Consider the following 13,359-nt stretch of genomic DNA (forward strand, 5'->3'; position numbering starts at 1 on the left):
TGCTCCCGGCCTTTGGATCGTGCGGATGCGATGAAGCTTAGGCGGCCTTGACGACCAGGGCCTTCACGCGGGCGTTGAGGCGGCTCTTGTAACGGGAAGCCGTGTTCGCGTGGAGGATACCCTTCTGGACGCTCTTGTCGAGGGCGGAAGCGGTGGCGCGGTACTGCTCGGCCGCGGCTTTGACATCGCCCTTCTGGATCGCCTCGCGCAGAAGGCGGAGGCTACCGCGCACGCGGCTCTTGTTGGCGCGGTTCACTGCAGTCTTCTTCTCGGTCTGACGAACGCGCTTCAGCGCGGAGACGTGATTTGCCATGGTAGTTCTAAACTCTTTTCCTGAAGTTGGGATGCAGGCAATGAGGCATCCCCTGCAAACCTTAAGTTTAGGGGAAGTCTGCCCGATGGTCAATCGAAAAGAGACGTTTCCGGATGCTACGGCGCCTCTGAAAACGGGCTGCGCGGGGTAAGCAGGACAGACTTCGTTCCGGAAGCTCGGCGCACTTCCAATCTTACGCCTTGTTCCTGTTCCGATCCCGTCGCCCGCAAGGCCTCCAGAACCTGCCATAACGCCGGGTCGTTGTTCCCGTTCACCGCAACGATATGGTCGCCCAGGACGAGACCAGCCTCAGACGCCGGGGAGCCCTTGAGGACGCTGTCGACGACGACAGCGCGATAGTCGGGTCCCGGAGCCACCAGATGCATTCCACTCGTGGCCAGCTGAAACGGCGAGTTGAAGTTCTCATTCGGCGCGAGAAAAAGGCGTTTGTGGCTCCAGTCCCAGGTAATCGTAAAGCGGGAGAGCAGCCGCGCCCCAACGATGCCGGCAATGGCCGGGTTCGCCAGCAACCCATTGCTGGAAGCAGGCACATCGGCGACGAGATGCGAAAAGTGGAATGGACCGAGACCGAATCCGGCCAGCAGCGCGAGATGGGAGCGCACTTCGCCGCCGACAGCTCGAACCGCAGGAGCGGATGCAAAATGCGAATCAGTGATAAGCCCCGGGTGTGCCTCCAGAAACCCTTGCGATAGAACAAGATCGGCGGTCAGGCCGCTGTCGACGAAAAACAGGCCGCGAACGGCTCTGCCATCGTCTCCCAGGACGACCGCCTCCACAAAGGGCGAGTTGCTCACGATGCGCAGCGGGATCTCGGTACCTGCGGGGTGGATAGAATTCTTGGCCGGCGTGAAGGTGGCGCTCTGGTGCTGGTAGTCGACGGTGATGGTGTAGCGAAGGAACAAGTCCCCACCCAAAAGAGCGTCCGTGCGCCTCCCGATCTGTTCGGAGATGTAGTCGATGGGCAGGATCGCGCCCTTCTGGCCGGTAAGGTTGAGCTCGTGTCCGGCAGGACCCCAGTGCAGGTCGGCATTTTCGAAGAGCCGGAGCGCTTCGCTCTCGCCCTGACCGAGACCCGAGGCCCGCAGGGTAATTCCGGAGCCGGTCAGGCCTGCCTTGATCGCGACGTCCGGGCTCACGATGTTCATGGACGAGCCGGAGTCGAGGATGACATTCAGCGGGCCGGAACTGCCGATCGCGCCCGGCATGTAGACCAGGGTATGGATCAACTCCACGGGCATCGTCTCCGGAGCTGCCGCCGTGGGAGCGGCCGGGACCGCCTTCGTGGGCGTCTGCTGCGCAAAGCCCGGGATCGAAAAGAGTGCGCAAGCGGCGAGCAGCGGCAGGGCGCGTGTCATGCCAGCCATTCTAAGTGCGGCGGCACGGTTTCTTGGATTCCCGCGCCTCCGCTCCTGCAATCAATCGTTGGCGATGCCGATCTCGTTCCCCTCGGGATCGTGCAGGCTCAGGTGGTTCACCCTGCCGTGGGCATCGTAATCGGGCTGCACATCCGTGCCCTTTGCTTTCAGGTATTTGTAGGCGGCGTTGAGATCCGGCGAAGTGAAGACGACATGCAGCCAGCCCTGCTCGAGGTTGCCGGACAGCGTCTTGTGCCGAACCGAGCCTTTGCGCCAGACGAGGTCGATCCGGAGGCCGGGCATGGTCATGCCGTAGCGTTTGAAGTCCGGAGTATCCGGCTCCATTTTGCCGCGATGCAAGCCGAGCACGTTCTCGTACCAGGAGGCTTCTTTTTCGATGTCCGCGACGGAGGCAGTGACATGGTGCGGGGTGAGGTGCAGAGGATTCTCCACTGCTGGGGCCTGAGCGTGCGCGCTGAGCGCGAGGATGGAGAGGGAAAGGAATCCGCAAAAGGCGCGGGAACAATGAGGCATGAAGACTCCGAAAAAAATGTGGCTCGCTGCCCGTAGGCGGGCCCTGTTCGTTATGGACGGATGAGCTACGTGATTTTGCCGCGCGCATTGACGGCGGCATGAGAGCCGGGCGAGGATGGACGGCCTATGAACAAGCGCGAGTTCCTGAAAGTCTCCGGCGCGGCTGCGGCAGGCACCGTGATGTCTCGTATGCTGAAGGCGGAGAAGACCTTGGCGGCGCATCGGACGAACTGGGCGGGAAACATCGAGTACAGCACGGATCAGCTTTATATCCCCTCATCGGTCGACGAGGCGCGGGAGACGATTCGGAACGCGGCGAAGATTCGGGCGCTCGGCGCGCGGCATTGTTTTAACCGGATCGCGGACAGCACCTCGGCGCAGATTTCGCTTGAAAAGCTCGACAGCATGGAGCTGAACGAGGCGGAGAAGACCGTGAAAGTCGGCGGCGGCGTGCGTTACGGCAAGCTGGCCCCGTGGCTCGACGCGAAAGGGTATGCGGTTCACAATCTCGCCTCGCTGCCGCACGTGACGGTGGCCGGGGCCTGCGCCACGGCGACGCACGGGTCTGGAAGCGCGAACAAAAACCTGTCCTCGGCGGTCGAGGGCTTTGAGCTGATCACCGCTGATGGACGGCTGGCTGAGTTCTCCCGTAAGAAAGATGGTCCCAAGTTCGACGGCATGGTCGTGGCCATGGGCGCGCTCGGGGTGCAGGCGACTACCACACTGCACGTGGTGCCGACCTTCCAGGTGGCGCAGAAGGTCTATCTCGACCTGAGTTTCGACCGCCTCGAGCACGACCTGGATGCAATCTTTGCCTCGGCCTACAGCGTGAGTCTTTTCACCAACTGGCAGCAGAACCGCGCCACGCAGGTGTGGCTGAAGCGCAAGCTCGAAGGCGATGCGACCGGCTGGGAGAACGACTTTTACGGGGCGAAGGCGGCGACGGTGAAGATGCACCCGATCATCGGTCACGATGCGACGCCCTGCACCGAACAGCTTGGAGTGCCGGGCCCTTGGTACGAGCGTCTGCCGCACTTCAAGATGGCCTTTACGCCTTCGAGCGGCCAGGAAATCCAGAGTGAATACTTCGTGCCGCGCGAGCATGGCTACGCGGCCATCCGCGCCGTGGAGAAGCTGCGGGACAAGATCACGCCGCACCTCTTCATTACCGAGCTGCGCACCGTCGCTGCCGACGACCTTTGGCTGAGCATGGCCTACCAGCGGCCATCGTTGGGGATTCACTTCACCTGGAAGCCCGAGACGGACGCCGTCCACGCCGTGCTGCCGGAGATCGAGCAGGCGCTCGCGCCGTTTCAGCCCAGACCGCACTGGGGCAAGGTCTTCACCCTCGCGCCGGAGCGGATCGACGCGCAGTATGCGCGGCTGGCCGAGTACCGCAGGCTGGCAGCCGAGCTCGACCCGGGTGGCAAGTTCCGGAATGCATTTATGGACCGGGAAGTGTTTGGGTAGAGCTAAACTATGGCACTTAGTGCTAGAGTGGTTGCGTGAGGCCGGTCTCCGCGCTGCCGCTCGCGGTCTACAAGAGCAAGGCCTTCGCACGCTTTCAGAAGAAGGCTCGTATATCCGACGCCGACTTGGTGCAAGCCGCGAGAAATGCGGAGCGCGGCGTGATCGACGCTGATCTGGGTGGAGGCGTGATCAAGCAGAGGATCGCCAGAGGCGGCGAAGGGAAATCCGGCGGCTCAAGATCGATTGTCCTCTTTCGGCAAGGCAGTAGGCTTGTCTATGTCTACGGCTTTGAGAAGAAGGATCGGGCCAACATTCGATTCGATGAGCTCGAGGCATTTCGAGAGCTGGCGCGGGTCATCCTCGGCTACTCGGAGGCTGAGATTGGTCAGCGCGTGAAAGATGGTGCGTTGCTCCAGATCCATAGCCCAAAGGAGGAAAACAATGGCTAAGAAGTTTCGTAGCAATGCCATGGCCGCTGTGCATGAAACCGCAGCCGATCTCTACAGCGTAGACGGCATAGACCGGAAGACTATGCGAAAGTTCGACGCACTCTGCCTGACACCGGTTGAGGAGATGTCTCCAGCTGAAATTCGTGCTTTGCGGGACCGTGAACAGGCCAGCCAGGCCGTTTTCGCCGCATATCTGAATGTGACGCCGAGCCTGGTGAGCAAATGGGAGCGTGGCGAGAAGCGGCCACAGGGCGCGTCGCTGAAACTGCTTTCCCTGGTGGCGAAGAAGGGGTTGGAAGTCGTGGCCTGAAGTAGCACGAGGCCGTTCTCCTCCGGATACACCCTTGCCGAAAAATTCACCGCCCACGCATTGACTCGCCGCCCGGGCGGGGCTACTCTGAGCGCATCGTTACCCTTCGGCGCAGCGACGGAGTGCATCGGGATCGTGAATGGGCCTGTCCGGCCTGTCTCCGGTTCCGTCTCGTATCCTCTCCGGGCCGGCTTCGAGCCGAGGGTCTTTCCGACGGCAACCAGCATCCAAAATCCAAGGCGCCGGCAACGGCCCAACCCGGAGGGCAATTCCTTCTTTGAATAAAAAAGCGCTCGACATCACGCCGAACCTTGAGCCCCTTTTCGGGACCCGCGATGAAAACCTCAGGCTCATGGAGGATATGCTCCATGTGCGCATCGACCTCAAATCGGATGCCGTGGTGGTGGAGGGCGCGCCGCAGAACGTTGCGCGGGTCGAACGCATCTTTGCCGACTACGAGGCTATGTGCAAGGCTGGGCATTGCCCCCAGGGTGCGGAGCTGCACAGCATGCTGCGGCTGGTGGTCGCCGATCCGGCGGCATCCCTGCGCTCGCTGACCGAAACCGGCAAGCAGCGCGCCGCGGGTGGAATCAAGCGCATGGTGCAGCCGCGGTCGATCAACCAGCGGCGTTACGTCGAATCGATTGAACAGAACGACATGGCTTTCGGTATCGGGCCGGCGGGTACGGGGAAAACCTATCTCGCCGTAGCGATGGCCGCCTCTGCGCTGCTGGCCAAGAAGGTCAGCCGCATCATCTTGGTGAGGCCGGCGGTCGAGGCCGGTGAAAAGCTGGGCTTCCTGCCCGGCAGCCTGCAGGAGAAGGTCGACCCTTACCTGCGCCCGCTCTATGACGCGCTCTATGATCTGCTCGAACCGGAGCGCGTGGACCGGATGCTCGAGAAGAACATCATCGAAGTGGCTCCTCTTGCCTTTATGCGCGGCCGCACGCTGAACGACGCCTTCGTCATCATGGACGAAGCGCAGAACACCACCAGCGAGCAGATGAAGATGTTCCTGACGCGCCTCGGCAACAACTCGAAGGCGGTTATCACCGGCGACGTAACGCAGATCGATCTGCCCAACCCGCGCAAGTCCGGGCTGGTGGAGGCGATGTCGATCCTCGAGGGCGTGGATGGCATTGCCTTTACGCACTTCGAGAGCGGCGACGTGGTGCGCCACCAGCTGGTGCAGCGCATCATCCAGGCCTACGACAACTTCGGCCGCCAGCAGCCGGAGCTGCCGCTGCGCATGGCCGACGAAGCCTCGAGCGCGGCCAAGCCGCAGTAAAGGCCATCACCGTGTGGGGTACCATCAAAAGGAGGGCGTTGCGCCCTCCTTTTGCTTTGTAGCGGGCACCTTCTGATCATGATCGACATCGACCCATCTATTGAGGAGAAATTCGGGCGGACGGCGCTCAAGCCTGCGCGGCTCAGGCGCTTTCTCGTCGCCGCCCAGACCGAGGCGCGCCTGAAAGGCGAAGTCTCCGTGCTGCTGACAGGCGACACGCAGATCCGCCAGCTCAACCGCAACTACCGCAAGAAGGACAAGGCGACCGACGTGCTGTCTTTTCCGGCGGATGAGATGGGGCAGGCGATGGGCATTGCCGGCGATCTGGCAATCTCCGTCGAGACGGCAGCGCGCGAGGCAGAATCGCGCGGGCATGCGCTGGTGATCGAGCTCGAAGTGCTGCTGCTGCATGGTGCGCTGCACCTGGCCGGATACGACCACGAGGTCGACGGCGGCGAGATGGCCCGCAAGGAAGAGCGCCTGCGCAAGAAGCTGGGACTTGAAGTTGGCCTGATCGCGCGGACCCTCTCCCCGGCCGTGGGTAAGCCTGGGCCGACGAAAAAAGCGGTTACGAAAAAGTCAGTGGTGAAGAAGGCTGCTAAGAAGATCGCTGCGAAGAAGGTCGTGCCGAAGAAAGCTGTTCGGAAACAAGCCGCTCGGAGCCGTGTGCGATGAGCCCCTGGACTGCACTGCTGATTGCGCTCCTGCTGCTGATCCTTACGCTGGCTTCCTATATCAGCCGTCTCTATTCGGAGATGGGCAAGTTCCTCGCCGGGGAGTTCCAGGAGAACATCGACGCGTGGGAGCAGCACGTGGAGCCGCGCCTGCGGCTCGATCGCGACCACATCGCGCTCTCGGCGGCGATCCTTGCGCAGCTTGCCCTGGCCGGGCTCACGCTCATCTTCGGCATGCTGCTCTTCGACCGCAGCCCGAACGATCATCTGACCGCGCCGGAGGTGCTGCAGGTGGGCCTCGGCGTGGTGATGATCGTCATCCTCTTCAACCAGCTGCTGCCGTTCGTCTTCTTCACGCGCACGCGCGGACTCTGGATCGTCCGCTGGCGGCATGTGCTGCGCGCTCTCTTCTACCTGATGATGCCGGCGACGTTGTTCCTTGGCTTCCTGCTCTCGATTGCCGCGCTGGCGGATACGCCGGAGCGCAAGGAAGAAGAAGCGACGACCGAGGCGGTGGAAGCATTGCTCGAAGCCGGCCAGGAAGAGGGCATCCTCGAAGAGAGTGACCGCGACCTGGTGCGCTCGGCGGTGGAGTTCGGGGACAAGCTGGTGCGCGACGTGATGACGCCGCGTCCGGAGATCTTCGCTGTCCCGGCAGAAACAACGTTGGCCGCGTTTCTCGAGATGCTGGTGAACGAGCCGTACTCCCGCGTGCCCGTCTATCAGGGCTCGCTCGACCAGGTAACGGGCATCGCCTTTGCGCACGATTTGCTGCGCATCCGCGATGAGGACGCGCTCACGCAGACGGTCGAAAGCATCGAGCGCACAGCTACCTTCACGCCTGAGACCAAGAAGGTGAACGAGCTGCTGCGCGAGATGCAGCGCGAGAAGCAGCACATGCGCATCGTGATCGATGAATACGGCGGCGTCGCCGGTCTCGTCACCATCGAAGACCTGATCGAAGAGCTGGTTGGCGCGATCCAGGACGAGCACGAGCAGGAAGATGAGGCCGATGGCCCGGTGCGCGAAGCCGACGGCTCGTGGACGGTGCCCGGCTGGCTGCCGGTGGAACAAATGGGAGAGCTGCTCGGTCACGAGATCGAGCTGCCGGAAGATTACGAGGCGACCACGGTCGCCGGGCTGGTGAGCGAATCCGCAGGACGGATTCCGCAGCCCGGTGAGGTGGTTGAAGAGCATGGCCTGCGGTTCGAGATCCTCGCCTCGACCGACCGCAGGATCGACCGGTTGCACGTCTCGCGCGTGGGCGCTGAGCAAACCAGTGCGCCGGCAGAAGAAAAGGAAGAAGCATGAAATTTCGATCGGGATTCGTATCGATCCTCGGACGTCCGAACGCGGGCAAGTCCACGCTGATGAACTCGCTGGTTGGCGAGAAGGTGGCCATCGTGACCGCCAAGCCGCAGACCACGCGTAACCGCATTCACGGCATCGTCGAGGTGCCGGGGCGCAAGAAGCAGCGGCCGCCCGCGCAGATCGTCTTCGTCGACACGCCGGGTGTGCACAAGCCGAACACCACGCTCGACAAGCGCATGATGCAGGAGGTCCACGACGCGCTCGAGACGCGTGACGCCGTGCTGCTGATGGTGGATGCTACGCGCCGCCTCGACCTGCCGGGACTCGACCACGAAGCGGAAGAGGGCGAGAGCCCCGTGCTTGGACTGACGATTACCTCGGCTGACGGTAAGCAGGTCACCCACTCCGCGCCGAAGCGCCCGAGCGGACGCGAAGGCCAGAGCGAAGACGAGTTTGTATTTGATTTGTTAAAGAAACTCGACTGCCCGGTCTTCCTGCTGCTCAACAAGATCGATCTCATCGAGCGTGCCAAGCTGCTGCCGCTCATTCAGCAGCTGTCTTCGCTGTATTCATTTGCGGAAGTCATCCCCATTTCTGCTCGCAAAAAAGACGGGCTCGATCGCCTCATCGACCGCCTGGTTGCCGTGCTGCCCGAAGGCGAACGCTACTTCCCCAAGGAGCAGTTCACCGATCAGCCAGAGCGATTCCTGGTGGCGGAATTGATCCGCGAGAAGATCCTCACCGAGACCGGCGAAGAGGTTCCGTATGCCTCGGCCGTGGTCATCGAACGCTTTGAAGAGCCGAGCGAAGAAGAGTTGGCAAAGGCGGCGAAGGCTGCAGCGAAAGACCCTGCCAACGCAAAGCTGCCGGTGACGAAGATCGCCGCGGCAATCTACTGCGAGCGCAGCGGCCAGAAGGCGATCCTGATCGGCAAGGGAGGAGCGAAGCTCAAGGCGATAGGCACGGCTGCACGCAAGGAGATCGAATCGCTGCTCGGCACGCGCGTCTTCATGGAGCTGCATGTGATCGTCCGCGACGGCTGGCGCGAACAGCGCGGATTCATCGAGACGCTCGACTGGCGGAATCAGCTGGAACATTTGATTCCTAAGACGCAGGACGAGGAAGAGTAGGGCGAGGGTGCAGGGGTTTCGGATGTAGTGCCTCTGTACAGCTGGGCTTATGACAGAAGATATGAACAACACGGTCGCTTCCATAAGGAATTCCGAGAAACTTACACGGATATTCGGGCAGTGGCCGTCATTTCATGACGCTGAAGTTCTGGAGATACATCTCAATCGTGGAAACTTCGTACCGAGCAAAAAGCATTCGGAGATGCCATTTCTGACGATGACAGTTTGGTTATGGGAGATGACGAAAGAAGTCAACGAAGGTGGCTACTTTATTCTTCGCAATCACACTCGGTGCACATTTCAATTCCGCGATGTCTCTAAATTGGAGCTCTCCGACTTCAATTCTCAAAATGCGATCTGGGGGCTTGAGATCGAGAAGAAAGAGCGCGAAGAGAAGCCAACGCCTTATTTTGCTGTTGGTGTTCAGCCGTCGTTTGGAATCGCTGCTTCGTTCGAATGTGTCGAGATCGAGATAACAAACGCGGAACTGTTGAGTGCTGAGGAAGTGGCTGCCCTCGAAGAGTCCTGAGCCGATTTGTGCGTCGCGGACCGCAGGTTTCTCCGCAACGGTAGCCTATGGCTCGCTCCAGTCGGAATGACAGTCAGTTGTTGTACTAGTAAGAGGTTCACGTGTTAAGTAAGTTGTTCGGCCGACAAAAGAGTGTGCAAGAGCAGCCCCGAGGTGGCAGTGGTGAGCTGCCGTTCTCGGTCGTGCTGCTTTTGAGGAAATATGTGCCGCTATCGAATGGAGACCTGCAAGCCGCGGCGGAGCGTGGCTGGGAGAGAAGTTTCGATGGCAAAGAAGATCCCGCGTTCTGCGTGATGGGTAAGCGGGGCCAGCAATTCGTGAAGGCCGGTTCGCATGTGCTTGCCCTTCTGGAGGGGAGCAAAGGCTATCTCGGCAAGCAGAAAGAAGTGGCCAAGCAGCTGCGCAGTGAACATCAGGCCCGCGTGTGGCGGCAGCACCGGGGCTGGCTGGCGCTCGATCTCTGGAATCTCGAACTGCCGAAGGCCGAGGCCTACTCCGTGCTCGCCAGGTTGGCGATTCCCTTGCTCGCGACTCCGCGGATGAGTAAGAGCTGTGTCGGGGTGTATCTTCCGCGAGAGAGCGTATTTGCCCCTAATGATGGCGCTGCGGAAGAAGGTTTAAACCTCATGCTTCATCATCAATTCACCGTGTGATGGAGCTCGTTTGTCTTCATGATCGATCAAAAGAGCTTCGTACCTTCCCACCCAAGCGGAGCTTGGATGGGGCACCCTCATCTTCGCCTGTGAAGAGAACCGCAGGTTCCTCCACTCTGCCTTGCTGCGGTCGGAATAACAAGTCTCAGGGGAAGAGAAGGTTGAAGGCAGAGGCAGGAACCAGCTACACCCCACACCCTATTCCCTAAACCCTGCCTTTCTATTGCTCGCGCACCACTACGCCCAGGGCCTTCATCTTGCGGTAGAGATGGCTTCTCTCCAGGCCCAGCGCCTCGGCGGCGCGGCTCATGTTGCCGTGGCATTCGTCGATCTTGCGCAGGATGTACTCGCGCTCATAGGCCTCGCGGGCATCCTGCAATGTGCTGAACTCGTCAGTCCTTCGCGTAGCGTTGCGGTGGACGAGCATCGGCAGGTGTCTGCGCTCGATGCGATTCGATTGCGGATGCAGGATGATGACGCGCTCGAGCACGTTCTTGAGCTCGCGCACGTTGCCCGGCCAGTGGTACTGCTTCAATAGTTCGAGCGCGTCTTCGCCGATCTCGATGCGCGGGCGTCCGTACTCGCGGCCGAAGCTGCGCAGGAATTCCTTCGCCAGCAGCGGGATATCCTCCTTGCGCTCGCGCAGCGGCGGTACAAAGAAGGGAATGACATTGAGGCGATAGAAGAGGTCTTCGCGGAAGTTGCCCTTGGCAATCTCTTCTTCGAGATTCTTGTTGGTCGCGGCGATCACGCGCGTGTCCACGCTGATGGGCTGTGTCGCGCCCACCGGCACAAAGCTCTGCTCGTCGAGCGCGCGCAGCACCTTGGCCTGCGTCTTCAGGCTCATGTCGGCTACTTCGTCGAGGAAGAGCGTGCCGCCATTGGCTCGCTCAAACGTTCCGCGCTTTTCGGCCGGACCGCCGGGCATCGCGCCGTTGCGATAGCCGAAGAGCTCACTCTCGATGAAGTCTTCCGGGATGGCCGCACAGTTGAGCTCGACGAAGACACGGTCCTGGCGCGTGCTCTGCGAGTGGATGGCGCGTGCGATCAGCTCTTTGCCGGAGCCGGATTCGCCGTAGATGAGCACGCGGCCGTTGGTCGGCGCCATCAGCTTGATCTGCTGGCGGAGGGCCTTGGCCGGCACGCTTTCGCCGGTGATGGTCGTCTCGAAGGCGAACTGCCGCCGCAGTTCGAGATTTTCATGACGCAGCCGGTGAGCCTCGATCGCATTCTTGATGACGATCAGCGTGCGCTCGAGCGAGAGCGGCTTTTCGAGGAAGTCGAAGGCGCCGAGCTTGGTGGCGCGCACGGCGGTCTCGATGGTTGCGTGGCCGGAGATGACGATGACCTCGGGGCGATTCTCGGCTTCGAGCGTGCTCAGGTCGTTCAGCACTTCCAGTCCGTCGCGATCGGGCAGCCACACGTCGAGCAGCATGACGTCGTAAGTGGCGTCGCGCAGCAGAACAAGCGCCTCGACACCGCTTGGAGTGGACGAGACAGCATAGCCTTCTTCGCGGAGGATCTCTTCGAGGAGCTGGCGGATTTCGGGTTCGTCATCGACGACGAGAATATGGTTCATTCGTTCTGATCTTAAAAAAGCAGTTCGATCGTTCTTGCATTCCACATGAAATCAGTCGTTCTTATCCAATTGCACCGCGAGAGGAAGCTCGAACGGTAAATCATGCACTCTTTCCACAGAAAGATGCCCATTTGTGGCTGTGCCGTTGTGCGCTGTTTCATCCTGGGTAGAAATCTCCGGGGCGTGAATCTCGGCAAAGGGCAGGTTCACGATAAAGCGTGCGCCGGCGGGCGTATTGCTCTCGGCCCGGATGGCGCCGTGGTGTTCCTGGATGACCTTGGCGGCGATCGAGAGGCCGAGCCCGCTGCCGCGCTGCTTGGTCGAAAAGTAAGGCAGAAAGAGCCGCTCGCGGCTCTCTTCCGTCAGGCCGTGGCCGGTATCGGAGAGAACGATCTCCGCCATGGTGTGCGTTTCGCTGTAGCCGGTGGTGATCGAGAGTACGCGCAGCAGGCTGTGCTGCATGGCCTCGGCTGCATTGTCGATCAGGTTGGCGAGCGCGCGCTGCAGGGCCTGCGGGTCGACCATCACGGCCGGCAGCGTGAGGTCGAGATGCTGCTCGATGCGCACGCCGTTGAGTCGTCCGTGGAAGAGCGCAATCGAGTTCTCGACGATGCGGTTCAGATCCTCGGGGCGAGGCTGTGCGGCGGGGAACTCGGCGAGCACGGCGAACTGGTCGACCAGCGTGCGCATGGACTCAACCGAGGAAAGGATTACATCGCTGCACTTGCGGATGACCAGTTCGGAGTCAGGGCGCGGCACGTCCATGTGGCGGCGGATGCGCTCGGCGGAGAGGCTGATGGGCGTGAGCGGATTCTTGATCTCGTGCGCCACGCGCTGTGCCACCTGCTTCCACGCAAGCTGGCGCTGGGCGCGCAGCAGCTCGGTCACATCTTCGGTGACGAGGATGGAGCCGCGCCGCTGGTAGCCAAGGTCGAGCGTCGCGAGCGTCAGAGTCAGGCGCAACGGACCGGTGTTCTGCGTGAGCTCGAATTCGTTGGCGGCGATGCCCATGCGCTGCGCGCGGCGTTCGAGCAGGGTGATCTCGGTGGCGATCTCCGGCGGCAGTACCGAGGAAAGCTGCGTCCCCACGAGCTTGCCGTTGCGGGGCAGGTTGAAGAGATCGAGGAAGGTGCGGTTCACCTGCTCGATGCGCAGCTCGGCATCGAGTGTGACCACGCCGCTGGGAATGGTTTCGAGAATGGTCTCGAGCTCGCGGCGGCGGGTTTCGAGCGAGAGGTTCGCGGCCGAGAGCTGCGCGGCGGAAGTCTCCGCAAGCGTGCGGCTCTGCTCCAGATCGGAGGCCATATGGTTGAAGGAGCGAACGAGTTCGCCGAGCTCCTGGGTCGCGGAGACGGTGACGCGGCGGCTGTACTCGCCCTCGGCAATGTCGTTCATCGCGTCCGCCAGCGCTTCCACCGGGCGGGTGATCTGCTTCGAGAGGAAGAGCGCCAGCCAGCTCGAGGCGAAGAAGATCAGTGCCGTGAGCATCAGCAGGAGCAGCAGGTAGGTGCTGCGAATCGTGCTGCGCTGGCGGTAGATGGCCCAGTACTGCGTGGTGCCGCGGCTGATGTCGGTGACCGCCTCGTCGAGGCCGGAAGGCATGGGCAGGCCGACGACGATCATGCCGCCCCGTCCGAGCGAGGCCATCCCCATGGTGTACTGGCCGTCTCCGATGGAGAGGACCGGCTCATCCGTGCGCTGGGCGGTGCGCAGGGCGACGTCAGGCAGCGGGTCGGTCGGGGT

General features: G+C 61.6%; 14 protein-coding genes. 9 read left to right on the forward strand and 5 right to left on the reverse strand.

Annotated features, from left to right (window positions below; all coding sequences use genetic code 11):
• Positions 1-37: 37 nt before the first annotated feature.
• The 3 genes from rpsT to QM649_RS16480 form a co-directional block, all read right to left on the reverse strand.
• Positions 38-313 (reverse strand): 30S ribosomal protein S20, encoded by a 276-nt coding sequence (rpsT, locus tag QM649_RS16470; RefSeq protein ID WP_415200154.1) that lies wholly within the window; start codon positions 311-313, stop codon positions 38-40.
• Between the two features lie 116 nt (positions 314-429).
• The gene (locus QM649_RS16475; protein ID WP_415200155.1) at positions 430-1,689 is read right to left on the reverse strand and encodes a PDZ domain-containing protein; all 1,260 of its coding nucleotides are present in this window, start codon (positions 1,687-1,689) and stop codon (positions 430-432) included.
• A gap of 60 nt (positions 1,690-1,749) precedes the next feature.
• Positions 1,750-2,223, reverse strand: coding sequence for a VOC family protein (locus QM649_RS16480; protein ID WP_415200156.1), 474 nt, complete (start codon positions 2,221-2,223; stop codon positions 1,750-1,752).
• Between the two features lie 126 nt (positions 2,224-2,349).
• Between QM649_RS16480 and QM649_RS16485 the strand changes: the two genes are divergently transcribed.
• The 9 genes from QM649_RS16485 to QM649_RS16525 all read left to right on the forward strand — a co-directional run bounded on the left by QM649_RS16485 (position 2,350) and on the right by QM649_RS16525 (position 10,037).
• The gene (locus QM649_RS16485; protein WP_415200157.1) at positions 2,350-3,693 is read left to right on the forward strand and encodes a D-arabinono-1,4-lactone oxidase; all 1,344 of its coding nucleotides are present in this window, start codon (positions 2,350-2,352) and stop codon (positions 3,691-3,693) included.
• A 35-nt stretch (positions 3,694-3,728) separates the two neighbouring features.
• Positions 3,729-4,142, forward strand: a complete 414-nt coding sequence (locus tag QM649_RS16490) for a type II toxin-antitoxin system RelE/ParE family toxin (RefSeq protein WP_415200158.1) — start codon at positions 3,729-3,731, stop codon at positions 4,140-4,142.
• Positions 4,135-4,452 carry a helix-turn-helix domain-containing protein gene (locus QM649_RS16495; RefSeq protein ID WP_415200159.1) on the forward strand — a complete coding sequence of 106 codons (318 nt, stop codon included), beginning with the start codon at positions 4,135-4,137 and terminating at the stop codon, positions 4,450-4,452. Before QM649_RS16490 ends, QM649_RS16495 begins: the two co-directional genes overlap by 8 nt.
• A 277-nt stretch (positions 4,453-4,729) precedes the next feature.
• Positions 4,730-5,740, forward strand: coding sequence for a PhoH family protein (locus QM649_RS16500; protein WP_415200160.1), 1,011 nt, complete (start codon positions 4,730-4,732; stop codon positions 5,738-5,740).
• A 78-nt stretch (positions 5,741-5,818) separates the two neighbouring features.
• Positions 5,819-6,415, forward strand: a complete 597-nt coding sequence (gene ybeY / locus QM649_RS16505) for an rRNA maturation RNase YbeY (protein ID WP_415200161.1) — start codon at positions 5,819-5,821, stop codon at positions 6,413-6,415.
• Entirely contained in the window at positions 6,412-7,725 is a 1,314-nt protein-coding gene (locus tag QM649_RS16510; protein WP_415200162.1) for a hemolysin family protein, read from the forward strand. The genes ybeY and QM649_RS16510 overlap by 4 nt, the downstream gene beginning before the upstream one ends.
• Positions 7,722-8,855, forward strand: coding sequence for a GTPase Era (gene era / locus QM649_RS16515; RefSeq protein ID WP_415200163.1), 1,134 nt, complete (start codon positions 7,722-7,724; stop codon positions 8,853-8,855). Before QM649_RS16510 ends, era begins: the two co-directional genes overlap by 4 nt.
• A 61-nt stretch (positions 8,856-8,916) precedes the next feature.
• Positions 8,917-9,384 carry an Imm50 family immunity protein gene (locus QM649_RS16520; RefSeq protein WP_415200164.1) on the forward strand — a complete coding sequence of 156 codons (468 nt, stop codon included), beginning with the start codon at positions 8,917-8,919 and terminating at the stop codon, positions 9,382-9,384.
• 101 nt (positions 9,385-9,485) lie between these two features.
• A complete protein-coding gene (locus tag QM649_RS16525) occupies positions 9,486-10,037 on the forward strand; it encodes a hypothetical protein (protein ID WP_415200165.1) in 552 nt (183 codons plus the stop codon).
• 220 nt (positions 10,038-10,257) lie between these two features.
• Here QM649_RS16525 and QM649_RS16530 read toward each other — a convergent pair whose 3' ends face one another.
• Both QM649_RS16530 and QM649_RS16535 read right to left on the reverse strand, forming a co-directional pair.
• On the reverse strand, positions 10,258-11,616 hold the full coding sequence (locus QM649_RS16530) for a sigma-54-dependent transcriptional regulator (RefSeq protein ID WP_415200166.1): 1,359 nt from the start codon (positions 11,614-11,616) through the stop codon (positions 10,258-10,260).
• 51 nt (positions 11,617-11,667) lie between these two features.
• A partial coding sequence (locus QM649_RS16535) for a sensor histidine kinase (RefSeq protein WP_415200167.1) occupies positions 11,668-13,359 on the reverse strand: 1,692 nt, incomplete at its 5' end.

Origin of the sequence: Silvibacterium sp. (genome assembly GCF_047605705.1) — a bacterium.
Taxonomy (GTDB): domain Bacteria; phylum Acidobacteriota; class Terriglobia; order Terriglobales; family Acidobacteriaceae; genus Silvibacterium.